Source organism: Pseudomonas fluorescens, from assembly GCF_900636825.1.
Lineage (GTDB): Bacteria > Pseudomonadota > Gammaproteobacteria > Pseudomonadales > Pseudomonadaceae > Aquipseudomonas > Aquipseudomonas fluorescens_BG.
Window position 1 is genome coordinate 306170 of sequence record NZ_LR134318.1, and the last position, 24717, is coordinate 330886.

Below are 24717 nucleotides of genomic sequence, written 5' to 3' on the forward strand. Positions count from 1 at the left end.
AATACGATATTTATCGGTTATAAAGTCGCCATCGCTTTAAAAGCCTTCGACGGTTCCCAGGAGTCCTGATTTCATGACCACTTTGAAGAGTACACCGCGCGCTGACGGTTTCTACATGCCAGCCGAATGGGCGCCGCAGACGCAGATCTGGATGATCTGGCCAGAGCGTCCGGACAACTGGCGTCTGGGTGGCAAACCGGCGCAAGCCGCTCACGCCGCTGTGGCCAAAGCCATCGCCCGTTTCGAACCGGTGACCGTTGCGGTCTCCGCCGGCCAATACGAAAACGCCCGTGCACGTCTCGATGTGCCGAATATTCGTGTGGTGGAAATGTCCAGCGACGACGCTTGGGTTCGCGACAGTGGCCCGACGTTTGTCATCAACAACAACGGTGAACTACGCGGTGTGAATTGGGATTTCAATGCCTGGGGCGGCTTCGATGGCGGCTTGTACGCGCCTTGGAATCGCGACTCGCAGGTCGGTGGCAAGATCTTGGAGATCGAGCGCACCCCGCGTTACCGCACCGAAGGTTTTGTGCTCGAAGGTGGCTCGATTCACGTCGATGGCGAAGGCACGCTGATCACCACCGAAGAATGCCTGCTCAACCGCAATCGCAACCCGCATCTGAGCCGCGAGCAGATTGAAGCGGTACTCAGCGCCAATCTGTCTGTGGATAAGATCATCTGGCTGCCGGACGGTTTATTCAACGACGAGACCGACGGCCATGTGGATAACTTCTGCTGCTATGTGCGCCCGGGCGAAGTACTGCTGGCCTGGACTGACGATCCGCAGGATCCGAACTACCCACGCTGCCAGGCCGCGATGAACGTGGTGCAAAGCAGCACCGACGCCAAGGGTCGCCCGTTCACGGTGCATAAAATGCCGATTCCGGGGCCGCTGTACGCGACCGAAGAAGAATGTGCGGGTGTCGATCCGGTCGACGGCTCGCAGGAGCGCAATCCGTCTGTGCGTCTGGCCGGTTCTTACGTGAATTTCCTGATCGTCAACGGCGGCATCATCGCGCCAAGCTTCGACGATCCGATGGATGCTCCGGCCAAGGAAATCCTGCAGAAGCTGTTCCCGCAGCACGAAGTGGTGATGGTGCCGGGGCGCGAACTGTTACTGGGTGGCGGCAATATCCACTGCCTTACCCAACAGCAGCCAGCGCCGCACAAAGAGTGAGTTGAGTCGTAACAGACTGAACGGGTTGATAAATCCGCCAGGCAAATGATTTCTTCGCTCGACATTGCCAGAAGCCCGCAGCCCGTCAGGACTGCGGGCTTCTTTGTATCCACTTGTCGACAAACGCGGTGTATTGGCATAGCTCTTGTATTCATCACCCCGCACTAGGGACGGGAAAGAACCTCAACAGTTCTGTCATAAACCTTGGATAACGTAGCCGCTCACGAATGGGGAGAGAGCGCTGAGATGAACGCCGAAATGAACGTAGTCAGCGAGCGGACTTTGCATCCCATGGCCGTCAACGGCGAATCGCTCCATAGGGTTGCGCACTGGTTGAAATCCAATGGAACGCGTCAGATCAGGGAACCTGATCCGCGCCGGATGATGATCGAGCGCTACCCCGCTGGCCTGTTCAGCGAAGCCGAACTGGAAGCGTTGTGGGATGTGATGGAAGGATAAGAAGAACAACAGGGATTGGTAAAAGCGCTGCCGGGATGGCGGCGCTTTTTTTATGCACGGATAAACACACATCACCAGTCATTGTGGGAGCGAGCCTGCTCCCACAGGTTTTTGCAGATATAGAAGGCGTCTGCTGCCAATCAAGATAAAACTCCCTGCATAAGCGCTGCTTTCTGCAATCGCCCGGCAGAAAATTTAAGTTTCTTAGACGTTTTTTGCCTATTTAAAGACGATTCTTGAAATTGACACATTATTGAAGGCGCGGCTACGATTCGGCCCAACGCCTGTGGCTAACCGCCATGACTCAAAATAAGGAGCAGGCCCGCTGTGACATTAATGTCGGCGGGTCTTTTTGTTTCGGGGTGAAAAGAAGAGTGCAAAAGCGCCGTTTCAGCCGTTCGACACAGCGCGTTTCAACCCGTAATAAGGAAAACAAAATGTTGAACAAGCGTATCAGTCTGATCGCACTGGGGATGTTGAGTGCAACACAGGCCATGGCTAACGACCAGGCCGATTCCAAGGGTTTCGTTGAAGACAGCAGCCTGAAAGTGCTGTTGCGTAACGCCTACATCAATCGTGATTACAAAGACGGCAACGACGACAAGGCCGAGTGGGGCCAAGCGGCCATCGGCACGTTCTCGTCGGGCTTCACTCAAGGCACCGTAGGCGTGGGTGTGGACGCCTTCGGTCTGTACGCACTGCGTCTGGATGGCGGCCAAGGTCGCATCGGCGCTGGTGGCATCGACTTCTTCAAGCGGGAGAATGACGGTAGCGCGGCGCATGACCTGGCCAAGGGCGGCGCGGCGGTAAAATTCCGCGTCTCCAATACCGTGCTGACCTACGGTGATCAGATGCCGGCCCTGCCGGTGCTGAGCTACGACAACGTGCGTCTGCTGCCGGAAAGCTACACCGGCACTTTGATCACTTCCCGTGAGATCAAAGGTCTGGAACTGAACGCCGGTCGTTTCACTGCCGAATCGCGCAAAAGCGATGAAGGTCGTGACAGCGGCGGTCTGAAGTCGATCAACGTGTTGGGCGGCAGCTACCAGTTCACCGAAAACTTCAAAGGTGCGTTGTACGCGTCGGACGTCGAAGACGTGTTGAAGAAGCAATACGTGAACGCCAACTATGTATTGCCGTTCAACAAGGATCAGTCGCTGACCTTGGATTTCAACGGTTATCGCACCAAGCTGGACAATTCCTACGTCCGCGAAAACGGTGTCACTGGCGACGACAACAAGATCTGGAGCCTGGCCGCGACTTTCGCTACCGGCCCACACTCGTTCACCGTGGCGCATCAGCGTTCTACCGGCGACAGCAACCTGGGTTATGCCTACGGCGGCTATCAGAAAGATCAGGGTCGTGTCGGCGACGGTGGCAACTCCATCTACCTGGCTAACTCTTACTGGTCGGACTTCAACGCTGAAGACGAACGCAGCTGGCAGCTGGGCTACGGCCTGGACTTCGGCGCCTTTGGCGTGCCGGGTCTGAGCTACAACTTCGCTTACGTGCGTGGCGATAACATCACCACTTCCACCAGCGAAGGCGGGACCGAGCGCGAAATTTTCAACCAGGTCAAATACGTCGTGCAAAGTGGCCCGGCCAAAGACCTCAGCGTGAAACTGCGTAGCTCGATCCTGCGTGTATCGCAGAAGTCCAGCGAGTACAACGTCAGCGGTAACGAACTGCGCGTGTTCGTGGATTACCCGATCAACATCTTCTGATGCCTGATCGAGTGTAAGAAATGTGAGAAAAGCCCCGACTGGTTCGGGGTTTTTTTTCGACGGTTTTTTGCTCGAAACCAGAAAAAACCTGTGTTTTTGTAATGTAAAAGTTGTTTTCAGGGCGCTTCGAGTGTCGTTTCAAACAGGGCTTCAAATGCCTGAAATTCTTTCTCATGGACGCAAATTCTCCACCTAATAGATTAGGCCGCTCAATGCAGCGGAGAATCTGGTAATGATCGTTTTGAACAGAGAAGTGGGCGAATCGCTACGGCGCGACAAATATGTCAACGTCCAGGGTGGTGACTTCAATCTCTACGGTCATTTTGCCGACTTCGTCAGACTGACCAAGAGTTGGGAAAATATGGAACCTGACAGTTATTACGGTCAGGCCGAAGCTGGCATGCGCTACCGCCGCTACAGCGACTTCGAGTACAACCCGAAGACGCGTGAGTTAAAGCAACTCGAGCACCGCGCGTATGTGCAATCAAAAGAAAACAACGCCTATGTCGGTGGTCTGGTGCGGCACTTCCAGGACTTCTCTGAGGAAGTGATCAGTTCGCCAGTGATGCGCAGCCTGATCGACACCGATTTTGAAGTGTACAAAAGCGTGCTGCCGGAAGAGCTGCACGATGAAATCTGGCAATGCCAGATTCATCAGATCCGAATCGAGATCAAACCGGGCAAGCAACTTGAAATCACCCCTGAAGGCATTCACTGCGACGGCTATCCGTTCAGCGGCGTGCACTTCTGGGGGCGCAACAACGTCGCGGGTGCGGAGAGCCGTTTGTACGATATTCACAAGCACCAGCTGGCGGCGACTACGTACGAAGAAATTCTCGACACCACCTACTTCCTCGACCGCGACATGCGCCACTACGTGACCCCGGCGCGCAACACCCATACCCATGCGATGGCCTATCGGCAGATTCTGGCTATTTCCTTCTCGCGGCCCGGGACCGCTTTCGACATTGTTCGCTAATCAGATCACCCCAATCGATGGCGTCGAATGCTCGACGCCAGTGGTGCTGCGCCGCGCCACGGCCAAGGATGCGCAACGCATGGAGCGCTTCTTCCGCCAGTTCGACGAAGTGTCCTTCTGCGAATGGCAGGACGCCAAGTGCCTGCGCGGCGTGTTGATCCAGAAAACCACGACGGCCTATCTCGCCTTCGACGTCGCCGGCGAAATCGTCGGCGCGGTGCTGGGTGGCATGCTCGGCAGTCGCGGCACGATCAATCATCTGGCCGTCAGCCCGCGCTATCGCAGCCAAGGGGTCGGTCAACGTCTGGTTGAAGCGGCGTCATCCGACATGAAGCGCGTCGGTGTGTTGCGGATGTTTCTGTTCGTCGACGATGCTAACCTCGCGGGCCAGCGTTTTTGGACTGCCCAAGGTTTTTGCGAGCCCCATGGCGAACGGACATTTGAGAGGGATCTATGAATGAAAGGTCCGGCAGTGCGCCGCTGATGGTCACCCATCAGCCGTCGCGCACGTTTGCCGAAGCCAGCCCGGTGGTCGCCGGCTACTTCACGGTGTCATTCGTGTTCGGGCTGATGGCCGTCAACGCCGGGTTGCCGATGTGGCTGCCGGTGGCGATGTGCTTGTTCGTGTATGCCGGCGCATCGCAATTCGCCGCGCTGGCGCTGATCTCCAGCGGTGCCTCGTTGACCACCATTGTGCTGACCACGTTTCTGATCAACGCGCGGCACATGCTGATGTCGGTGTACATGGCCAAGGCCCTGCGCGCGCTGGGTTTGAGCCGCATGGAGCGTTGGGCGTACGCCGGTGGCCTGACCGATGAATCCTTTGCGTTCCACAGCGTCAAGCTCGGCACCGGCGCACCAGTCAACGTGCGCTATCTGATCGGTTTCAACCTGTTCTGCCACACCTCGTGGGTGCTCGGCGGTTTGCTTGGCGCGGTCTGCGCGCAGTACGCGGCGCACCTGATCAAATATCAGCTCGACTACGCACTGACGGCGATGATGCTCTACGTGCTGGTGTCGCTGTGCAACACGCGCAACAAACTCATCGCCGCCGGGGCCGCGGTGATTTGCATGGGCGCACTGAGCCTGGTCGGCAGCTCGCCATTCAACGTATTCATCGCCACGTTTGTGGGCTGCGGAGTGGGTGTATGCCTGACCAAACGTTCCTGATTCTGGTGGTCGCGCTGATGATGGCCGTGACCTTCCTGCCTCGCGCATTGCCGCTGCAGGTCAACACCGAACACTGGCCGCCGTTTATCGCGCGGGCGCTCGAATATCTGCCAGTGGCGATCGTTGCTGCCATCAGCCTGACACCCTTGTTAGTCAAGGACCGGCAGATACAGCTCGATCGCCCGGAATTCTATGCCGCGATTCCGACGCTGTTATGTGCGTATTTCAGCAAAAACCTCTTTCTCAGTGTGGCGGTTGGGACGGCTGCGTACATTGCGCTCGGCTCGTTCATGTAACGGCAGATCGACAACGTCGCTCAACGCCTGGCTCGACAAATCCGGATTGTTCACCGCCAGTCGCACTTCGAGGAAATCCTCGAAACCAGGGAAAATCGTCAGGCCGTTCTTTTGCGCGGCCTCACGGGACACCATGCCAACCGCGTCCATTTGCGTGATCAGCGACAGCGTCAACGTTTCACTGCACGAATAAACCATGCGCTGGCCGTTCTCGTGATTGCCCAGCCCCGCGTCGAGAAAACGCAAAAAGCTGTGGGAATACGGACAATCTTCCGCAGGACGCACCTGAAACTTGTTGCCCAGCAACGTCAGAGGATCGTTCTCCTGCCCGCAATGCGCGCCAACCACCTGCACCTGCACATCCGGCAGGACGATGCTCGGTAACCCCGGACGCTGCGGGCCGATGAGCACGGCGAGGTCGAAATCCTCGTTCTTCAGCTTACTGAGATTCTCCATCGACTCGGCGTAGCTGAATTCCATCTGATAATCGGGAAACACCTCGATCAGGCGTCCGATCATGCGTCGGTTGAAGTCAGGCGACAGCGTGTTGTTCAACGCGACTTTCAACGTCCGCTGACCGGGCACTTTGAGCGCCTCGACCTTGTCTTCCATCTGTCGCGTGGCGATTAGCACTCTATCGATGTAAGGCGTGAGCTCCGTGCCTTGCGGCGTCAGCGTCAGCCCCTTGTTGGAACGACGAAACAAGCGGAAACCGAACTGCTCTTCGACCTTGTTCAACTGCGCGGCCAACGCCTGCACGGTGAGGCACGAATGCTCGGCTGCGGCCGACAGCGAGCCGGTCTGCACGATGCGCATGAGGTTGCGTAAAGTTCTGCTATCCATGGGTAATGCCCTCTGAAGTGGGCTGGGTATTGTTGTTTACGAGACTGCCGGTCCGGCGCCATATGCTGGCTATATTCCTGTACCTGAGCATAGTTGTCGCGGGTTTAGTAGCGAATTGATTCCCCCGCCGATGGTTGGAGGCTGACATAGGATCGGGTTTTTTGGTGACGTGGGGGTGATGGAGGTCAAGAAAGCCGATGTGTCGAGTGCGACTGAACGAGTTTTTACGCGCAGGGATTACAGCATTTCGAGTTTTTTCCCACACTGATACGTCGCTGTTTTGTATCTCTGCCGGAAGCGTCCTATCGAAAAAAGCGAAGGGGCTGATTTACCGCCAAAGCAAAAGTCGCTGGAATATCAGGCAGTTATTTCGGGACTTTTAGTCCGAAGCGATGGATATCCAGGCAATGCCGGCATCCGCGAAGCTAGCGAGTCGATGCCATGGGTTTGGAGGTAAGCAGGGCGTTGCCCGATCAAAAAAACTGGAAAGACCTAGGGTTGCCGGACATTCGAGATATTGACCCAGAGCTACTGATTTCTTCGGTGAGTGAATTACCGAGCGCATCGTGCCTGAAGGCAGCGTGGGAGCAAGTTGCCAGAGGGTTTGGACTCGATCACGGTCGAGACGCTGTTCTGATCGAAACGCCCTATGCGCCGTGAAGATTTGCTTCATGCGGTGGAAAAACGCCCGAATGCGCGTGAGCGGTTCACCTTATTTGCGCGAGATACCCTGACGAAACCCTTTGAGATATGGAAGGTTCGCTACGACGACGCTTCGTTTCGACTTTCCTTCATCGGGGCTTACGAAACTAAATATCAGATGCTGGTAGTGATCCACATTGAGCGCGGTAACGTACTGTGGAATTTCATGAACTGCGACAGGAAAGGCTTGAACAAGCATCGCCGTGGTGAACTGCTATATCAGCGTTATGAATAGCAAAAAACGAAAAGGGCAGCCGCTTGAGGCTGCCCTTTTCATGTATGTCGCTTGATATTGTGCTCCCTCAAGCAGGGGAGAAGAGGTCTCACCCGAGCGTTGATTTTCAGGTCATCAACGGGGTTCCTAACGCCGACTATAGCCACCTGAAGGCAATCGGTTTCGCGCTCTTGGGCCCGATTTTGTGCTGGGACCACTGAGGTGTCAACCCGAGGTTTTTGAATAGTAAATCCGCATGCGAACCATTCAATTGAATCTCTACATATTTGTACTAAGCTGAATTTGCTGTTCAGCCACGAAGGATTAGACATGCCGACCTCTTCCACAGCCCTCACGCCCCATGAACAACTCGAAGCCCCCGAAGCCGGCCGCGTTGCGCTGAAGTTCTTCTTCAGCCTCATGGAGCACTGGGGCTGCAGCGCCGAGCAGCAACGCACCTTACTCGGCGGCGTCGGCAACACCACGTTCTACAAATACAAACACCTGCCGCCAAACATCCGTTTACCTCACGACACCCTTGAGCGCATTTCTTATCTCATGGGTATTCACAAGGCGTTGAGCATCATCTTCAGTAACAGCCGCGAACGCGCCTACACCTGGGTCAGCAGCCCGAACACGGCAGCACCGTTCAATGGCCAAACGGCGTTGGATTACATGCTTGCCGGGCGCGTGGTCGATATTGCTGACGTACGCCGCTATCTCGACGGAGTGCGCGGTTGAAAATCCCGGCGCTGGTCGACGTGCCATGGCCGCGGGCGTATCGCATCGTCAATAGCAGCTTCCCGCCGATTGCGCTGTTCGAAGACGTGCTCGACCCCGAAGACCTCGAAATCGCTTATGCCATCGAAGCGCTGACCAACGATCGCCTGATCGAACAGGCCGGCGTGCTCGCCCGCGTCCGCCCTGAAGATCGCCTGTCCGGCCCCGGCTCCAGCCCGGTAATGGCCGCCTTCACCCATATCGGCAAACGCAGCCGTTTCAGCGACGGTACCTTCGGCGTTTACTACGCCGCGAGCAGCCAGGCAGCGGCGATTGCCGAGACGTGTTTCCATCAAGAGCGTTTTCTTGCTGCGACGCAGCAAGCCGATCTCGAGTTGACCATGCGCACTTACGTCAATCGGGTGGTCAAGCCGCTGCATGACGTTCGCCAAGGCTTTGAAAGTCTGCATCAGCCTGACCCGCAAGCGTACGGCCCATCGCAGGCGTTTGCGCGGCAACTGCGCGAGGCTGATTCGTGGGGCTTGCTATATAACAGCGTGCGATTGGCTGGGCATGAATGTGTCGCGGCGCTTCGGCCTCCGGCGGTTTCGATTCCGAAGCAGGGGAAGCATTTGCGATATGTGTGGAGTGCGAGCGAGCGCAAAATTTCGATAGTGTTCGAGATCAATCAGGTTTGAGCGCAAAAAGCCCTCGCATTGACGAGAGGGCTTAATGTGGCGAGTTAGGTCCCATGAGAGGAAGCGTGATGTTCGAATACGCCTTGGATGTTCACGAAGAGCCGGGCAGCGTCTGGCTGACTTGTGCTGCTATTCCAGAGATGCACGCTGTCGGCGACACTCTGGGGGAGGCATTGGCTACCGCCATCGATGCGATTGAGACGGCATTTTCCATCTATGTGGATGATCGCCGGTTGATCCCAGCTGCTCACACAGGAGAGCAGGAAAACGATGTTGTGTTGCGCCTTCCTGCACTGACTGCCGCAAAAGTTGCGCTTTGGCATTCGCTATCGGAGTCAGGTGTCAGCAAAGCCGAACTGGCGCGTCGTCTTGGTGTGCAACGGCCCCAGGTCGATCGGCTAGTTGATTTCCTGCACCATTCCAAAATCGAGAATGTCGAGCGTGCATTACAGCAGTTAGGGCGGCGGATTTCTTTATCGGTGGAGGCGGCGTAGTTCGCATTGAACGTTAGAGAGATCACCGTATGAGGCGGTTCAGAGCGCAGCGTCCAAATATGACGCCGTCTCTGCATCGTTTTTGAGCGTTCACGACGGACAATCAGATAAAGTTCAGCGGCTCGGCGGCAACCTTCCCAAGCGACTTGTAAGAGGGAGAAGCGATGGACCGTGAGAAGGAACAATTTCAGCGGGATTTGCTGGACTTTGGCTGGCGCATGAAGGCGGGAAAAGCTGTGCTTGCGACAGGACAGTTAGCTTCCACTGAGTGGGCAGAACCTCATTCATAGAACGGGGCGTGCCAAATAATAAACACCCCAGAAACAACAAAGCCCCTGCATTTCTGCAGGGGCTTTGTTTTGTATGGTGCCGGCACCAGGAGTCGAACCCGGGACCTACTGATTACAAGTCAGTTGCTCTACCAACTGAGCTATACCGGCGTGTGGGCGACGATTATAGCGACTGGATAATTTCTGTAAACCCCTGAATTCAGACTATTTTTGCCTCCCTGAAAATTAAGCCCTGCGCAGCACATTTCGCAGCGTTTGTACCGCCCGTACGGTGCGGCTGTTTTGCAGGGCCGACAGTTGCGCTTCGGCCTGTTCGGCGCGTTGCAGAGCGCTGGCCAGCTGCTGGTCGACGTCGTGTATTGGATGAGCGAAGGCGTGGCCTTTGCACAGTTGAAAGTTGTCGAGGTTGCACGGCGGGATGTCGAATGCGGGTTTTAGCTTCATGTATTCGTCGGCGAGGAACCACGTGTTGAGGCCGTCGAAGAGGATCGCTTGATAACCGGCGTCGGTGACCAGCGGTTCCCAGGTGTGGTCGCGTTCCCATGGGGTTTCGATGACGATGATCCAAGGGCGGAAGCGAGTGAAATCCATGCCGCGCAGCACGCTTTCTTCGTGGCCTTCGACGTCGATTTTCAGAAAATGGATAGATCGATCGGCAGCATACTGTTCGCAGATCGAGGTCAGCGTGCGCGACTTGACGGTGAGGCTGCGCACGTCCATCCCTTGGTCTTTATGCTGCTGGGCGACGGCCGCGTCGGCTGTGGAGAGGCCGGTATCGGCGATGGCATAGAAAGTCATTTCACCGGGCTGATCGCTAGCGATGCATTGCACATTGGCATCGCGCGGGCGCTGCCGGGATAGCGCGTCGTAGTAGTCCTGCATGGGCTCGACGTTAACGCCATGCCAGCCATTGTCGTAGAAGGCTTTGGTGACCGAGTCGTGATTGGGGTCGTTGGCACCGACATCGATATAGAAGCCATTTTCGATCTGCTTGAGGGCTCGCCACAAGCGGACGTCTTCGAAATTCTGTGCGTAAGAAATGAACGTCACGGTCGCTTCCTGTCGGTCTGATTGTTCTTGTCGGGGCGTGTCGGTGTCATGCTGTGGCCTTGTATAGCAAGGCTGGCGAGGCGTCGCAATTGTTCGCTTCGAACGGGTGGATTTCGGCGGTTATGTCGTTTTGATTGGCGGCTTATGCACAACGGGATAGCGTGAAACGATGTTTAGAAGAGTATTTGTAGAAATATTCGCATTTTGCTCGCAAAGCCCTGTTTTATTGGTTTTTTATCCATGCGAACAAAAAATGACCAGTCCTGTTAAGGGCCTGAAACAGGCATGGATATTGGATCCACGAATATTTCATCAACAGAGTTATCCACAGGGTGCCGTGGTTTATTCGCGTTCGGCCAATAACAGCAAGTTACGCGGCGTGAGTGGGGTTGCGCAGAAGGTCCCAAGGCGTACGACGTAGCCTTGTTCGACGAGGTAAAGTGCCCGATCGAGATTCAGCCAAAGCTCCAGCGGCCGTCGGAATAGTCCGCGCAGCAGTTCCAGGTTGCGAACTTCGGCTAACCGCTGCCAACCGGCGGTTTCCAGCGACGGCCAATCTGGTGACCCGATTGTGGATAACTGCTTCAGCGCCGCCAGATCGCGGCAGTAATCGGCGAACGGTTTATCCAGCCAGGCGCTGGGCAGAGACGGCGTCGGCAGGTATTCATCGACGCCGCGCGATTGTCGTTGCAGCAAATCAAAGGCGAGTCTGCGAGCCATCGAGGCGTTGCGCTGGCGTCGGACTCGTGCACCGGCGGTGACGGTTTCGCTCATGGGCAAGGCCAGATCTTCCCGCGAGAGCTGTAGGACCGATGCCGATGCGGGCAAGGACAATGGTTGATATTCGCGGCGATCGATCCGGTTGTAGCAGCAAGGAGCGATAGCCATTCGTTGGCAACCGGCAGCACTGGCCAGTTGCATCAGGCGAACATGCAGATCGCCACACGCGTGAAGGGCGATGGGAGTATGGGCTGCGTTCAATACGGCAGAGGCGTCCGCCGCCAGTACATCCTGTTCCACGTGCAAAGCATGCAAATGATGACGCTGACTCAAGGCCTGACCACTGGCGACCAATGCAGGATCGTACTCAACGCAAGTCAGTTGCTGCCCCGAGGCCAATACGCGCCGCCCCAAATGTCCTTTGCCGGAACACCAATCCAGCCAATGCGTCGGCTGCGAGGCGAAGGCCAAGCGACTGGCAAACGCCTCGATCTGCTGCCATTTGCGCCCCGGCACATCGACATTCAACCGATGCCCCGCAGCGCACAGCGCATGCCCTGGCAGCTCGCCAACTGCGCTCAGCTCAGCCGACAACGCCGCCAATGAAGCAAACGGCTCTGGCGCATCAGCAAGATCGGCAGGTTGGTTGTGAGCGTTTTCTGCATCTTCCAGTGAGCGTCCGCGTAGCCACGAGGCCAACTCCGGGTAGGACGCTTCCCAATCAAGCGAAAGATGAGTGAACGGTCGGGGTTTCCACAGCGCCTGATGCTTAACCAAAAAGGCATCCAGCGCGGTGAAGCGGGCGAGTAGGTCCTCGCCCGTCAACACGTAGGAAGCATCAGCGCCCTTGGCAGGCATCGACGCGCAACCAGCGCTCCAGCAGCTTGAAGCCGCGTACCAGTATGTAAGCCATCACCAGATAGAACACACCAGCGGCGAAGAAGATTTCCACCGGCAGGTAGGTGCGGGCAATGATCGTGCGTGCCATACCGGTCAGCTCCAGCAGGGTCACCGTGCTGGCCAGCGCACTGGCCTTGAGCATCAGGATCACTTCGTTGCTATAGGCCGGCAGGCCGATGCGCGCAGCCCGGGGCAAGATGATGTAGAACATCGCCTTGGGCTTTGACATCCCCAGCGCACGCGCCGCTTCGATTTCGCCCGGAGGAATCGCCTGGATCGCCCCGCGCAGAATCTCGGCGATATATGCCGCCGTGTGCAAGGTCATCGTCACCGTGGCGCACCAGAACGGATCGCGCAAATACGGCCACAACGCGCTTTGACGTACTGCGTCGAACTGCGCCAAGCCGTAGTAGACCAGGAACAATTGAACCAGCAACGGCGTGCCACGGAAAAAGAAGATGTATGCGTAGGGCAGCGACCGCACGTACCACAGCTTCGAAGAGCGGGCGATGCCCAGCGGAATCGCCAGCAACAGGCCGGCGATCACGGCGATGGCGACCAGTTCCAGGGTCAGCGTCGCGCCCTGCGCCAGTTTCGGCAGCCATTTGATGATGACTTCCCAGTTCATGAGGCGCTCCTCGCAAAGCCGCGGGCGGCGCGTTTTTCCAGGAAGTGCATGCCGGTCATCGCCAGCACTGTCAGGCCCAGGTACATGACCGCGGCGACCATATAGAAGGTGAACGGCTGTTTCGACACGGTCACGCCGATTTGTGCGTGACGCATGATCTCTTCCAGGCCGATCACCGAGACCAGCGCGGTGTCTTTCATCAGGATCATGAACAGATTGCCCAGACCGGGCAGGGCGATGCGCCACATTTGCGGCATGATCAGCCGGGTGAATATCCGCCATTTCGACAGGCCCAAGGCCTGACCGGCTTCACGGTGGCCTTTGGGAATGGCGAGGATTGCACCACGGAACACTTCTGTGGCGTAGGCGCCGAAACACAAGCCGAGAGCGATTACACCGGCGGCGAAGGCGTTGAGTTGCAGATCGGGATTACCGAAAAACTCACCGAGTGCGCGCATCAGGTTGACCGTACCGAAGTAGATCAACAATACCCAGAGCAACTCCGGGACGCCGCGCACCAATGTCGAATACGTGCCGCCAAGCCACTGCAGCGGCTTGTATGGGGAAGTCTTGGCCAAGGCGCCGAGCAGGCCGAGCACCAGGCCCAGGCACAGGGCGGTGAGGGCCAGTTGAACGGTCATCAGCGCGCCGGCAGCGAGGGCCGGGCCGAATCCGTAGAGGTCGATAATCATGGGGTTCTGTTCAAATTGCGGCAGGCAAAGTCGGGAGCCGGCGCCGTTGCATCACGGCGCCAGTCCCACAGGTCAGGATCAGTAGATGCTGAACGGGAAGTACTTGTCGTTGATCTTCTTGTAAGTGCCGTCAGCGACGATTTCTTTCAGAGCAGCATTCAACTTCTCACGCAGCGGGTCACCTTTGCGTACAGCGATGCCGATCTTGTCACTTTCCACAACCGGGTCGCCTTTGAACTCGTAGTTCTTGCCAGCGTCGGTTTTCAGCCAATCGTAGTTCGCGTACTTGTCGGCGAGGATCGCGTCGACACGACCCGAAGTCAGGTCGAGATAGGCATTTTCCTGGGTGTCATAGAGACTGACCGAGATGTCATCGCCGTAGGTGTCTTCCAGCCAGGTACCGGCCAGGGTCGCACGCTGGGTACCGATCTTTTTGCCTTCGAGCGAGTCCTTGTCGGTTTTGAAGTCGACGTTTTTCGGCGCGATGAACTGCAGTTTGTTCGAGTAGTACGGGTCGGTGAAGTCGACCGCGCCTTTGCGCTCGTCAGTGATCGACAGCGACGAGATCAGGAAGTCGAACTTCTTCGCGTTCAGGGCCGGAATGATGCCGTCCCAGTCGGAGGTGACTACGCTGCATTCGACTTTCATCTTCGCGCAGAGGGCGTCGCCGATGTCTTTGTCGAAGCCGACGACGTTGCCGCTGGCGTCTTTATTGTTGAACGGCGGGTAGGCCGCTTCGATGCCCATCTTCAGAGTTTCAGCCATGGCACCGGCGCTGAACGCCAGGGTGACGGCTGCGGCCAGGAAGACCTTTTTATAGTTCTGCATGCATGTTGCTCCGTTAGCGGTTGCTGGACATGAATTGTTTGCAGCGCGCCGAAAGCGGGTTTTCGAACACCTGCTGTGGCGATCCTTGCTCTTCTATAAGGCCTTGGTGAAGGAACACCACTTCGCTGGAGACCTGACGGGCGAAGCCCATTTCATGAGTTACCAGCAGCATGGTGCGGCCTTCTTCGGCCAATGCGCGGATGACACTAAGTACTTCCTGAACCATTTCCGGGTCAAGCGCGGAGGTGGGTTCGTCGAACAGAATGACCTTTGGCTGCATTGCCAGCGTGCGGGCAATCGCCGCACGTTGTTGCTGACCACCGGACAATTGCGCCGGGTAGGCGTGGCGCTTGTCGGCGATGCCAACCTTGGCCAGCAGCGCTTCGGCGACTTCGATGGCTTCGGCCTTGCTCTGGCCGAGCACGCGACGCGGTGCCTCGATGATGTTGTCGAGGATGCTCATGTGTGGCCACAGATTAAAGTTTTGAAACACAAAACCGATCTCGGAACGCAGACGGTTTATCTGCTTGCCATCGGCGGCAACCAGTTCGCCATTCTTGGCGGCTTTGAGCTTGAGTTCTTCACCAGCCACCAGAATCTGGCCTTGATGCGGGTTTTCCAACAGATTGATGCAACGGAGGAACGTGGATTTGCCGGAACCGGAGGAACCGAGGATCGAGATCACGTCGCCGTCGCGGGCGGTCAGCGAGATGCCTTTGAGCACATCGAGCTGTCCGTAGCGTTTGTGCAGGTTGCGGATTTCAAGCGCGGGCGTGGCCTCAGCCATGTGCGTTCCTCATATATGTTGCGCTCCAGCTTTTGGATGGCCGTCCTGGCGAGGCGGCCAAGCTAGCATAGCGTTTCAATGGCAGCCAACAGCGCTGCGAGCGGTTAACGGGTGGCGTGTGGCAGGTTGTCGCATCGGCGCAGCAGACTGTCGCCCCATCAACAACCGAACGGGTGTTTGATGGTGAAAACCCGCAGGTGTCGCGTAAAAAAAGGCGCGATGTTGCCAGCTTTGGCGGGGTGTTGGAAGCGCTATCCGGCCGAACGTTCACGATTCGCCCTTTTATTGTGCATCGCCGACTTTTTCCGTGTGTTTCGAGTGCGCGGATTCGTCTTGAAAGTGAGTCGCAGGGTAACGATCTGGCGGATTGCCATTAATCTCAATGACTTGCGATGATCGTCCGGTCGCGCGTAAACCCGCGGCCCGGTAGAGTTTGAAACATTTTGGCGCATTTATTGCGTGCAGAATAAGGAACAGTCCGTTGGATTCTTTTTACGAGAAGGAATTTTCAGACGGGCCGGACGCAATCGCTTTTCTTGCAAAGGTAGTTTCGATGAGCAGTATTCCAAGCTCCAATGGTCTCGAACAGGGGCTCAAACCGCGTCATGTGACCATGTTGTCGATCGCCGGTGTGATCGGCGCCGGTCTGTTCGTCGGCTCCGGCCACGCCATCGCTGCCGCCGGCCCTGCCGTGCTGCTGGCCTACGCCGCTGCGGGTACCTTGGTGGTGCTGGTCATGCGCATGCTCGGCGAAATGGCCGTTGCTTCGCCAGACACCGGGTCATTCTCGACTTATGCCGACCGTGCCATCGGACATTGGGCCGGTTTCACCATCGGCTGGCTGTATTGGTGGTTCTGGGTCCTGGTGATTCCACTCGAAGCCAACGCCGCCGCGACCATTCTGCATGCATGGTTTCCGGGTGTGGATATCTGGGCCTTCGCGTTGGTCATCACCATGCTGCTGACCGTGACCAACCTGTTCAGTGTGAAGAACTACGGCGAATTCGAGTTCTGGTTCGCGCTGGTGAAGGTGTTGGCGATCATTGGCTTCATCGGCCTCGGCCTTGCGGCAATTTTTGGCTTCCTGCCAAACAGTCAGGTCAGCGGCGTTTCGCATCTGTTCGACAGCGGCGGTTTCCTGCCAAACGGCATGGGCGCCGTTCTTGGCGCAATCCTGACCACCATGTTCTCGTTCATGGGCACCGAAATCGTCACCATCGCGGCCGCGGAGTCGAAGGATCCGGGCAAGCAAATCTCCAAAGCCACCAACTCGGTGATCTGGCGAATCGGTTTGTTCTACCTCGTTTCGATCTTCATCGTCGTGGCGCTGGTGCCATGGAATGATCCGGTACTGGCCAATCTTGGTTCCTACCAGACCGTGCTGGAGCGCATGGGCATCCCGAACGCGAAAATGATCGTCGACATCGTTGTGCTGGTCGCGGTAACCAGCTGCCTGAACTCGGCGCTGTACACCTCGTCGCGCATGCTCTTCTCCCTCGGCAAGCGCGGGGATGCGCCGGCCATGTCGACCCGCACCAACAAAAGCGGCACGCCTTACTGGGCCGTAATGTTGTCGACCGGTGCAGCGTTCCTCTGCACCTTCGCCAACTACGTTGCCCCGGCCGCGGTGTTCGAATTCCTCCTGGCCAGCTCCGGTGCGATCGCACTGTTGGTGTACCTGGTGATCGCATTCTCGCAACTGCGTATGCGCAAACAGCGCATGGCCCGCGGTGAGGAAATCGCTTTCAGCATGTGGCTGTTCCCGGGCCTGACCTACGCGGTGATCGTCTTCATCGTCGTGGCCCTGACCATCATGGCGTTCCAGGAAGCGCACCGCGTGGAGATCCTCGCGACTGGCCTGCTGAGTCTGATGGTAGTGGCTGCCGGCCTGCTGGTTGCGCGCCGTCGCAAACTGGAAAAACGCGGCGCGGTGGTGTTGAACTGATCCGCAACGCGTAATGCAAAACGGCCGCTGTCAGTGATGACTCGCGGCCGTTTTTGTTTGAGTTGCCGGTGGCGAAATATTCTGCGCTTCAGATCCGAATCAGGTTTAGTCTCGCGAGAGCATGAAGTCTCGTCTGCTTTTCTCCTCGTCGTCGAACCATTCATCCCAAGTTGTCGGCTTGAGAGATTTAACACGGTCGCTCTCGAGGTTCGCTGCTGAGTCTTCTACTTTCGGGATTTGCCCGTCCTCGCGTGAATCTGCTGTCTTCATCTGACACCCTTTTCTTGACCATGCGTGAACCTGAAGCGCAAACATTACTCGGCCTTGGGTTCACCGGCTTCCACCGACTTGCCATAAGCATCCAGCGCCACCCCGAAATCGGTGATGAACTGCGGCTCGCTCAGCCAGGCCTGGGCTTCTTCGATCGTTACGCCTTCGGCCCACATGCGGTAGTCGATCAGCATGTCGGCGGCCAGGTGGGTAGCGGCCATGCCTTCGTCATCGGCGTTTTCCATGTCCAGCAGGTCTGGATGATCGACGATGATGAACGCCAGTTCGCGCAGCAAAGTCAGCAGCATTTCGTCGCGGCTGACGGCTTCGGCGTCACGCATTTTGCTGAACATTGCCAGGATGTATTCAGGGACTGGCTCGGCGAGGTGGTCCAGATCTTCGTCCTGCTCCAGCGGCTTGCGGCCGACCATGCGGATTTGCTTGGCTTTGGCCTTGGCGCGTTTGGCGCGTTTCTGTTGTTTGTTCAGGGATGCCATGGGAACTCAGTTCTTCTGTTGGGTTTGTGCAGCGATCGCGTCGGACGCCGCCACATAGTCAGCCTGGAAGGCCGCGGATTCGATCCATGCCAGCGCGCCGGCCTCGTCGGTTTCCTGCGACCACTGGCGGTACTCGATCAGCGCGGCAAGGATGAAGTCCATCGCGCCTTCCTCGCCTTCCTGTTCGTAAACCAGCTCCAGCAGCGGGTCTTCGAGGAAGGCGGTGCACAGGGCTTGCTGGCTGATCTTCTCGGCGTCGATCATTTTCTTGAACAATTCGGTGAGGTCCACCGATTCAAAGTCGATGCGATCATCGTTCGGGTCGAGTTCGACCGGCGCTTCGGCGCGTTTGCTGCGATTCTGCTTGGCCTTCGCTTTGGCCCGTGTGGCGCGTTTTTGCTGCTTGTTGGCGGAGGCCATGATGTGTTCCATCGTGCGTTGAAAAGGGCTCAGCTGCGCGGGACTTGCCGCCCTGGCGTATCGGGGGCCAGCGCACCGGTTTGCAGCCAGGTCAGAGCGATGGGCCATAGTGTGGCTTGGTATGCGCTACGAAAAAAGGCGAAATGTCCGACTTGTCGTTCGCCGATGTCCTGCGGCTCGATGCGCAGGTGAATTTTTGCCGCGTTGCTGAAGTAGCCGAGCAGGCGTTCGATCGCCGGGATCGTGCCGTAAGGGTCGTCGCTGAGGCTGATGGCCAGGGTCTGCGCGTGGACATTGGCGAAGGGCAGGGCCCCCGCCTTTTTCATCAGTGCGCGACCGCTTGGGCGGTGCTCGTAACGCGCGGTAGGCGTGCTCCAGTCGCGAACTACGCCGGTGGGCGTGTCCTCCAGCCAACCCAGCCGTTTGCCCGGGAAATAGCCGCAGAGCAGGGCCATTAATGGCATCGCCACATGCCACTTGCCGAACATTCGCCAGCGCTGTTCTGGGGCGTAATCGCGCCAGTAAGCGAACTGCGCACCGACGGTTACCAATCGTCGGATCACCTTGCCCGACTCCGCCAGGCCTGCCGCCCAACCGCCAAAACTATGGGCGACCACATCAATTGGCTGACCGGGAAACTCCCGCTGCGCCCGTTTGAGCATCGCTTCGAAATCCAGAGCGCCCCAGTCGGTCCATGAGGCGCGCAGCCCTTTGATGGTTCCGCTGCGTGATTCACCGATGCCACGGTAGTCGTAGGTCATCACGTCGAAGCCATGGTTGAACAGATAGGCCGCGAACCGCGAGTAATGCCGACAGCGCACGGAAGTGGCGGCGTTGATAATGACTATCGGGCGTTGCGGGTCGGGCGAGGTGTGGCGCCAGATGAAGCCGCCGAGGACGACGCCGTCGTCGGCGGTTTCGTTGAAGGTAATACCTTCGCTTGCAGTCAGAACCGGTTGGCTCAATTCGGCGTCTTCCAGTTCGGTTGTGTGCTGACTGCTCATGGCGCTCGACCTCGGCGGAGAGTTGCCAACGATAGTCTCAGCGCTGTCCGAGGACAATCCAGCCGGTTTATTCAGCGGATTGGGTGAGCATGCGTTCTTCAATCAACGCCTGTTCGCGGTTCAGCTCGGCGCGTAACTCTTCTTCGCTCGGCAGTATCGTCTTGTAACTGCTGGCGAACAGTTGCTCGTTGCCTTTGAGCATCGAATAGCGTGCAACCGAATCGTTGCTCTCGGCGCTCAGGATGATGCCGACAGTCGGCTTGTCGCCCTCGCTACGCTTTAGCTCGTCGTACATGCGCACGTACATGTCCATCTGCCCGACGTCGCGGGCGCTGAGCTTGCCGCGTTTGAGGTCGATGATCACGAAGCATTTGAGCAGGTAGTTGTAGAACACCAGATCGATATAGAGGTCAACGCCGTCAGTGCTGATGCGTTGTTGCCGGGCGACAAAGGAAAAGCCTTTGCCCAGCTCAAGCAGAAAGCTCTGCAGGTGATCGATGAGGGCTTGTTCGAGGCCGCTTTCCCTGACTTTGCCCGCCGAGGGCAGGCCGAGGAATTCGAGCATGACCGGATCGCGAATGAATTCCCGTGGATTGCACTTCATCGCGTTGATGTTGGTGGTCGCTTCCTCGACCACTTCGGTTTTGTCCTGACTCATGAGAAGGCGCTCGTAATAGAGCGTCAGGATCTGCCGATCAAGGGCGCGGCTCGACCAGTTGAGGTCGGCACATTCGTTCATGTACCACAGGCGCGCTTTCTCACTTTCGACGCGTAGCAGGCGACGGTAATGGGTCCAGCTCAATTCGGAACGCACTGCGTTCCAAATTGGAAAAGACTGATAAAAGCTGCGCATGTATCGCAGATTGCGTTCATCAAAGCCCTTTCCGAATTGCTCCGTTAGGTCCTTTGCCAGCAGCGCCAGCAGTTGCTGGCCATAACCCGCACGCTGAGCGCCTTTTTGCTCGAACTCGACAATGTGCCGGCCGATCTGCCAACAAGTCTGCACTTGAATCGTATCAACCGCTCGCAGCACTTTTTGCCGCGCCTGACGAATCAACTCGCCAAGCTCCCCCAGCAATGAATCGATTTTCGGGTCTTGCGTATCAGCAGGTTTTAGCTGGCTCATCGGGTCTTCCGCGTCAGGGTGAACAGACGCAAAAGCATGACAATTGTTGCTGCTTGAGTATGTCGGGGGAGACGCTGAAGTCCGCAGGAAGAGGGGATTGCCATTGCAGGACATTGCCGAGGGTCAGCACTTTGCGGGGCAAGCGTCTGTAGTCCGTTTCGTACGCTCGGCGACAACCGTTAGCGCGAACGCGATTTGCGTTTGGTTCTGGCTGCGGGGTAGCGCGGATCAAGGAGCGGGAAACCACCCTGAATAAATCGCAGGCATAAAAAAACCCTGAATCTTGCGATTCAGGGTTTTCGGTATTTGGTGCCCAGAGACGGAATCGAACCGCCGACACGGGGATTTTCAATCCCCTGCTCTACCGACTGAGCTATCTGGGCAACGGGGCGCATTAAAAGGGTTTTTCGGATTTACGTCAACGAATTTTTTAAAATTTCTTAAATTAATTCCGTCGCTTACGATCCGACCCCCGATTTTGCGGGGTTTACTCCGCGGGCGGAACGTAGCCTTCGGCTTGGGCGTATTCCTCGCCGGAGAAGTACTTGTCCATTTCGCCCTGCAGATATTTGCGGTCGTCAGCATTCATCATGTTCAGACGTTTTTCATTGATCAGCAAAGTCTGGTGCTTCTGCCAGTCAGCCCAAGCCTTGGCGGAGACGTGATCGAAAATGTCCTGACCCTTGGCGCCCGGGAAGGGGGCGCGTTCAAGGCCTGGGAGTTGTTCTTTGTACTTGCGGCACATTACGGTGCGGGTCATGGCGACTCTCCTGCATTCAAGACGGCGGCCGCGCGTTCGAGCAAGGTTTTGACCGGGGCGGCGAGGCCCAGGCGCGGCGGGGTGGCGAGGTTATACCAGAGCCAGTCGGCCTCGGCCACGTGATGGGCGGCCTCCTGAACCTGAACCAGCCAGGGTTCAATGGACAGCTGGAAATGGCTGAACGTGTGGACCAGGCTCGGCAACGCCTGTTGCTCGCCCATGGTCAGCGAGTGTTGCGCGGCGAGATGTTGCAGATCTTCAAAGTCGTCGAGTTCCGGCAGGCTCCAGAGACCGCCCCACAACCCGCTGGAAGGGCGACGGTAAAGCAAAATTGCGCCGTCGTCGTTGGCGAGCATCGGCATCAGCGTGCGCTTCTGCGGAATGGCTTTACGTGGTTTGGGAATCGGGTAGCGGGTTTCGAGGCCGAGCATGTGCGCCTCGCAACCGCGCTCCAGCGGGCACAGCAGACAGCTCGGCTTGCTGCGGGTGCACAGCGTTGCACCGAGATCCATCATCGCCTGGGTGTAGGCGTTGACCCGGTCGTGCGGCGTAAAGCGTTCAGCGTTGGCCCACAGCTGTTTGGCCACCTTCGGTTCGCCCGGATAACCCTCTTGCGCGGTAAAACGCGCCAGAACGCGTTTGACGTTGCCATCGAGGATCGGCGCGCGCAGCCCCATGCTGATGCTCGCGATGGCGCCAGCGGTGGACAGGCCGATGCCTGGCAGATCCGTCAGCTTCTCGACGTCACGTGGAAACTCGCCACCGTACTGGCCGACTACAATTTTTGCGGTCTTCTGCAAATTGCGTGCGCGAGTGTAGTAACCCAGCCCCGTCCACAGGTGCAGTACTTCGTCTTCCGGCGCTTCGGCCAGCGCTTCGACCGTCGGCAGCGCGGCCATGAAACGGTCGAAGTAATTGAGCACTGTGCTGACCTGGGTCTGCTGCAGCATGATTTCGGACACCCACACCCGATACGGGTTGATGTTCTGCTGCCATGGCAGGTCGTGGCGGCCGTGGCGGTCGAACCAGTCCAGCACCGCCGTGGAAAACTGCTCCGCTGTCATCGCTTGAACAGCCCCTTCAATGCGTTTTTCAATTCCGGGCTGACCTTGTCACCGAGTTTTTCGTCGATTTTGTCGCTGAGCTTGTTGCCAGCCATTTTGGCGGCAACCTGACCGAGTCGATCGTTGTCGACACGGCAGGCTTTGGCGCCCAACTCAAGCGGGCCGCGGCAGCGCAGCGGCCATTCGATGCCGACGAATTTTTCCCCGACCTGACAGGCCGGGTCCGGCATGGCGCTGGTGTCGCCTTCGACAATGATGCCGACGCGATAATCCATGCCGAGCACCCGCAGGTCGATATCGCCATCACCGTTGACGGTCATGCCCGGGATGCGCACCTTCAGATCGGGGTTGCTCGCCACGCCGTTGTGGAAGGTCAGGTTGCCTTTGAGTTCTTCGAAGGGCGTGTCCTTGCCGCGCGGTTCGCCGCTGAGGGTTTTGCGGTTGAGCGTGGCGATGCCTTTGCACAGCTGCTGTTCAAGGTTGGCGTTGAGCAGCACGCCGTTGTTGATAACGAAACTGGCGTTACCGTTGAGTGTGTCGATCAATGCCTGCTGGCTGTTGCCGCTGCCGGTGACATTGCTGGTCAGCGTCACCAGGCCTTTGACGGGCGGGTTCTTGCCTTGGCTTTCGATGATTTTTTCCGCCGGGACGCGATTGAGCCGGGTCTGCAGATTCAGCACCGGTGCGCTCGGACGCACGTCGAGTGTGCCGTTGGCGACGAAACCGCCGTTGTACAGGTCGCCGCTCAGGTTGGTCAGCGTCAGCAGCCCGCCTTGGCCCGTCGCCTTGAGGGCGGCGTTCTGGATTGGCAGTTTGTCGAGCGTCAGCTGGCCGAAAGTCAGCTCGGCATCGACATCAAGTTTCGCCAGGCGCTCAACCGGCAACAAGCGCTCGGTGCTCCATGCAGTTTTGCTCGGTTTGTCCGGGAGCGGTGTGGTGCCTGCTACAGCACCCGCCTCGGTGTTGGCCACCTCGGCCTGACGCGATTGCGTGGCGCTGTTGGCTGCGGCCGATTTCGGCGGCAGGTAGCGGTCAACATTGAACGTGTCGGCCTTGAGAATCGCCCGCAGCGACTGTTTGGCGAAATCCTCGACGGCGATGCGGCCGCTGAAACTGCTGTCGTCGAGCTTCAGATTGATGTTGTCGAAAGCCAGGCTGGTCGGCGTCGCCGCGACGCGGCTGACCAGTTCGACCTTGCCAAGGCTGCCCTCTGCCATGGCAGGGAGCTGTTGGCCGATGCTGTCGATGAACTTCGCCAAATCGAATTGGGCGATGGAGATGCCACCGGTGATCTGTGGCGTTTTATCGAGGTCGTTGGCCTTCAGTTCACCAAGTGCGCGCAATTGGTTGGCAGAGATTTTGATTCCGGTCCATTCGGCGACGTTCGCAGCTTTGTCCAGCAATAACTGGCCTTGGGCCGCAAAGGTCATGGTCTTGCCTTGCAGCGGATCGCCGGCCAATTCGCCGGTCAGCTTCATGTCTTCGAACTTGTAGCGTTGCAGCGCGCGCTCGAAGCGCAGTTCGCCGTTGAGCTCGGTCCGCACGCGCAGTACCGGCTGATTGGTGCCGAGAAACGCCGTGGCCTTCACCGGAATATTCGTCGAATCGTGCACCGGGCCGGTGCTCAGCTGAATACTTTCGGCGCTGAACTGCTTGCCGGTCAGCTCATCGGTGTATTCAACCCGAGCGTTGTTGACGGTCAGGCTGTCAATGTCGAGGCGGATCGGCTGGGCCGGTTTTTCTACTGCCACGGGCGTTTGGCTGGCGGGTTCGCCCGGCGTGGCTGGCGGAGTGCTTCCCGCAGCGACCGGGACCTTGCCGATGTCTTCCCAGTTGCCGTGACCGTTCTTGTCACGGTTCAGACGAAGGTTCAGGCCTTCGACGCGCACGTCGCTCATCTGCACTTCACGGCGCAGCAGCGGCAAAACACGCACGGACAGGCCGAGCATCTGCAGATCAGCGAAAGGTTCGGCAGGCTTGGCCAGAGTGGCGACGCTGGCTTCGTGCAATTCCAGGCCGAGCCACGGGAACAGGCTCCAGCCGATATCGCCATTGAGCGTCAGCTCGATATGGGCCTTGTCGCGGGCTATCTGGCGGATCTCGTCTTTGTAATCGTTGGGATCGAAGAGGTGGGTCAGGGCAAAGCCTGCCGCCACAATGATCAGCAACAGCCCGAGAAGTACCAGACCCAGGATTTTGCCGAACGCTTTCATGGGCGAGTCCTTTTAATTCAGTCGAATTCGTAATTTAGCCGGGG

At 57.7% G+C, this 24717-nt stretch carries 26 protein-coding genes and 2 tRNA genes; 12 read left to right on the forward strand and 16 right to left on the reverse strand.

Annotated features, from left to right (window positions below; translation table 11 throughout):
• The first annotated feature begins 73 nt into the window (after positions 1-73).
• The 7 genes from aguA (at position 74) to EL257_RS01400 (ending at position 5808) form a co-directional block, all read left to right on the forward strand.
• Positions 74-1180: an agmatine deiminase gene (gene aguA, locus EL257_RS01370; RefSeq protein ID WP_126359148.1), complete on the forward strand. Its 1107-nt coding sequence runs from the start codon at positions 74-76 to the stop codon at positions 1178-1180.
• A gap of 246 nt (positions 1181-1426) precedes the next feature.
• Positions 1427-1639, forward strand: coding sequence for a hypothetical protein (locus EL257_RS01375; protein WP_126359150.1), 213 nt, complete (start codon positions 1427-1429; stop codon positions 1637-1639).
• 437 nt (positions 1640-2076) lie between these two features.
• Positions 2077-3363 (forward strand): OprD family porin, encoded by a 1287-nt coding sequence (locus tag EL257_RS01380; RefSeq protein WP_126359152.1) that lies wholly within the window; start codon positions 2077-2079, stop codon positions 3361-3363.
• 232 nt (positions 3364-3595) lie between these two features.
• Entirely contained in the window at positions 3596-4342 is a 747-nt protein-coding gene (locus tag EL257_RS01385; protein ID WP_126359154.1) for a 2OG-Fe dioxygenase family protein, read from the forward strand.
• A 79-nt stretch (positions 4343-4421) separates the two neighbouring features.
• Positions 4422-4799 (forward strand): GNAT family N-acetyltransferase, encoded by a 378-nt coding sequence (locus EL257_RS01390; protein ID WP_126367963.1) that lies wholly within the window; start codon positions 4422-4424, stop codon positions 4797-4799.
• Positions 4796-5512, forward strand: coding sequence for an AzlC family ABC transporter permease (locus EL257_RS01395; protein WP_008080518.1), 717 nt, complete (start codon positions 4796-4798; stop codon positions 5510-5512). Before EL257_RS01390 ends, EL257_RS01395 begins: the two co-directional genes overlap by 4 nt.
• Positions 5491-5808, forward strand: coding sequence for an AzlD domain-containing protein (locus tag EL257_RS01400; RefSeq protein ID WP_126359156.1), 318 nt, complete (start codon positions 5491-5493; stop codon positions 5806-5808). The genes EL257_RS01395 and EL257_RS01400 overlap by 22 nt, the downstream gene beginning before the upstream one ends.
• Here EL257_RS01400 and EL257_RS01405 read toward each other — a convergent pair.
• On the reverse strand, positions 5725-6651 hold the full coding sequence (locus EL257_RS01405) for a LysR family transcriptional regulator (protein WP_126359158.1): 927 nt from the start codon (positions 6649-6651) through the stop codon (positions 5725-5727). The genes EL257_RS01400 and EL257_RS01405 overlap by 84 nt on opposite strands.
• A gap of 649 nt (positions 6652-7300) precedes the next feature.
• On the opposite strand from EL257_RS01405, the gene EL257_RS01410 reads away from it, so the two are divergent.
• The 4 genes from EL257_RS01410 (at position 7301) to EL257_RS01425 (ending at position 9479) form a co-directional block, all read left to right on the forward strand.
• The gene (locus EL257_RS01410) at positions 7301-7588 is read left to right on the forward strand and encodes a PBECR2 nuclease fold domain-containing protein (protein ID WP_126359160.1); all 288 of its coding nucleotides are present in this window, start codon (positions 7301-7303) and stop codon (positions 7586-7588) included.
• A gap of 309 nt (positions 7589-7897) precedes the next feature.
• Positions 7898-8308, forward strand: coding sequence for an MbcA/ParS/Xre antitoxin family protein (locus EL257_RS01415; protein WP_126359162.1), 411 nt, complete (start codon positions 7898-7900; stop codon positions 8306-8308).
• Positions 8309-8319: 11 nt separating this feature from the next.
• A complete protein-coding gene (locus EL257_RS01420; protein ID WP_172604529.1) occupies positions 8320-8985 on the forward strand; it encodes an RES family NAD+ phosphorylase in 666 nt (221 codons plus the stop codon).
• A gap of 68 nt (positions 8986-9053) precedes the next feature.
• Entirely contained in the window at positions 9054-9479 is a 426-nt protein-coding gene (locus EL257_RS01425) for a type II toxin-antitoxin system HicB family antitoxin (RefSeq protein WP_126359166.1), read from the forward strand.
• A 364-nt stretch (positions 9480-9843) separates the two neighbouring features.
• On the opposite strand, the gene EL257_RS01430 is transcribed toward EL257_RS01425, so the two are convergent.
• The 7 genes from EL257_RS01430 to EL257_RS01460 all read right to left on the reverse strand — a co-directional run bounded on the left by EL257_RS01430 (position 9844) and on the right by EL257_RS01460 (position 15374).
• A tRNA-Thr gene (locus tag EL257_RS01430) sits at positions 9844-9919 on the reverse strand.
• Between the two features lie 75 nt (positions 9920-9994).
• Entirely contained in the window at positions 9995-10819 is an 825-nt protein-coding gene (locus tag EL257_RS01435) for an FkbM family methyltransferase (protein WP_126359168.1), read from the reverse strand.
• Between the two features lie 342 nt (positions 10820-11161).
• Positions 11162-12397 (reverse strand): methyltransferase, encoded by a 1236-nt coding sequence (locus EL257_RS01440; RefSeq protein WP_126359171.1) that lies wholly within the window; start codon positions 12395-12397, stop codon positions 11162-11164.
• Positions 12378-13067 (reverse strand): ABC transporter permease, encoded by a 690-nt coding sequence (locus EL257_RS01445; protein ID WP_126359173.1) that lies wholly within the window; start codon positions 13065-13067, stop codon positions 12378-12380. Before EL257_RS01445 ends, EL257_RS01440 begins: the two co-directional genes overlap by 20 nt.
• Positions 13064-13759, reverse strand: coding sequence for an ABC transporter permease (locus EL257_RS01450; RefSeq protein WP_126359175.1), 696 nt, complete (start codon positions 13757-13759; stop codon positions 13064-13066). Before EL257_RS01450 ends, EL257_RS01445 begins: the two co-directional genes overlap by 4 nt.
• Positions 13760-13837: 78 nt before the next feature.
• Positions 13838-14587 (reverse strand): ABC transporter substrate-binding protein, encoded by a 750-nt coding sequence (locus EL257_RS01455; protein ID WP_126359177.1) that lies wholly within the window; start codon positions 14585-14587, stop codon positions 13838-13840.
• A gap of 13 nt (positions 14588-14600) precedes the next feature.
• Entirely contained in the window at positions 14601-15374 is a 774-nt protein-coding gene (locus tag EL257_RS01460) for an ABC transporter ATP-binding protein (RefSeq protein WP_126359179.1), read from the reverse strand.
• A gap of 553 nt (positions 15375-15927) precedes the next feature.
• Between EL257_RS01460 and gabP the strand changes: the two genes are divergently transcribed.
• Entirely contained in the window at positions 15928-17319 is a 1392-nt protein-coding gene (gene gabP, locus EL257_RS01465; protein WP_126359181.1) for a GABA permease, read from the forward strand.
• 314 nt (positions 17320-17633) lie between these two features.
• Here gabP and EL257_RS01470 read toward each other — a convergent pair whose 3' ends face one another.
• The 8 genes from EL257_RS01470 to EL257_RS01505 all read right to left on the reverse strand — a co-directional run bounded on the left by EL257_RS01470 (position 17634) and on the right by EL257_RS01505 (position 24673).
• Positions 17634-18086 carry a hypothetical protein gene (locus tag EL257_RS01470; protein WP_126359183.1) on the reverse strand — a complete coding sequence of 151 codons (453 nt, stop codon included), beginning with the start codon at positions 18084-18086 and terminating at the stop codon, positions 17634-17636.
• A 6-nt stretch (positions 18087-18092) separates the two neighbouring features.
• Complete coding sequence (locus EL257_RS01475; protein WP_126359185.1) at positions 18093-18506, reverse strand: hypothetical protein; 414 nt, start codon at positions 18504-18506, stop codon at positions 18093-18095.
• A 29-nt stretch (positions 18507-18535) separates the two neighbouring features.
• A complete protein-coding gene (locus EL257_RS01480) occupies positions 18536-19510 on the reverse strand; it encodes an alpha/beta fold hydrolase (protein ID WP_126359187.1) in 975 nt (324 codons plus the stop codon).
• 67 nt (positions 19511-19577) lie between these two features.
• Positions 19578-20636 carry a PDDEXK nuclease domain-containing protein gene (locus EL257_RS01485; protein ID WP_126359189.1) on the reverse strand — a complete coding sequence of 353 codons (1059 nt, stop codon included), beginning with the start codon at positions 20634-20636 and terminating at the stop codon, positions 19578-19580.
• A 307-nt stretch (positions 20637-20943) separates the two neighbouring features.
• A tRNA-Phe gene (locus EL257_RS01490) sits at positions 20944-21019 on the reverse strand.
• 104 nt (positions 21020-21123) lie between these two features.
• Positions 21124-21396 (reverse strand): oxidative damage protection protein, encoded by a 273-nt coding sequence (locus EL257_RS01495; RefSeq protein ID WP_126359191.1) that lies wholly within the window; start codon positions 21394-21396, stop codon positions 21124-21126.
• On the reverse strand, positions 21393-22460 hold the full coding sequence (mutY, locus tag EL257_RS01500) for an A/G-specific adenine glycosylase (protein ID WP_126359193.1): 1068 nt from the start codon (positions 22458-22460) through the stop codon (positions 21393-21395). The genes EL257_RS01495 and mutY overlap by 4 nt, the downstream gene beginning before the upstream one ends.
• Complete coding sequence (locus tag EL257_RS01505; RefSeq protein WP_126359195.1) at positions 22457-24673, reverse strand: AsmA family protein; 2217 nt, start codon at positions 24671-24673, stop codon at positions 22457-22459. Before EL257_RS01505 ends, mutY begins: the two co-directional genes overlap by 4 nt.
• Positions 24674-24717 lie beyond the last annotated feature (44 nt).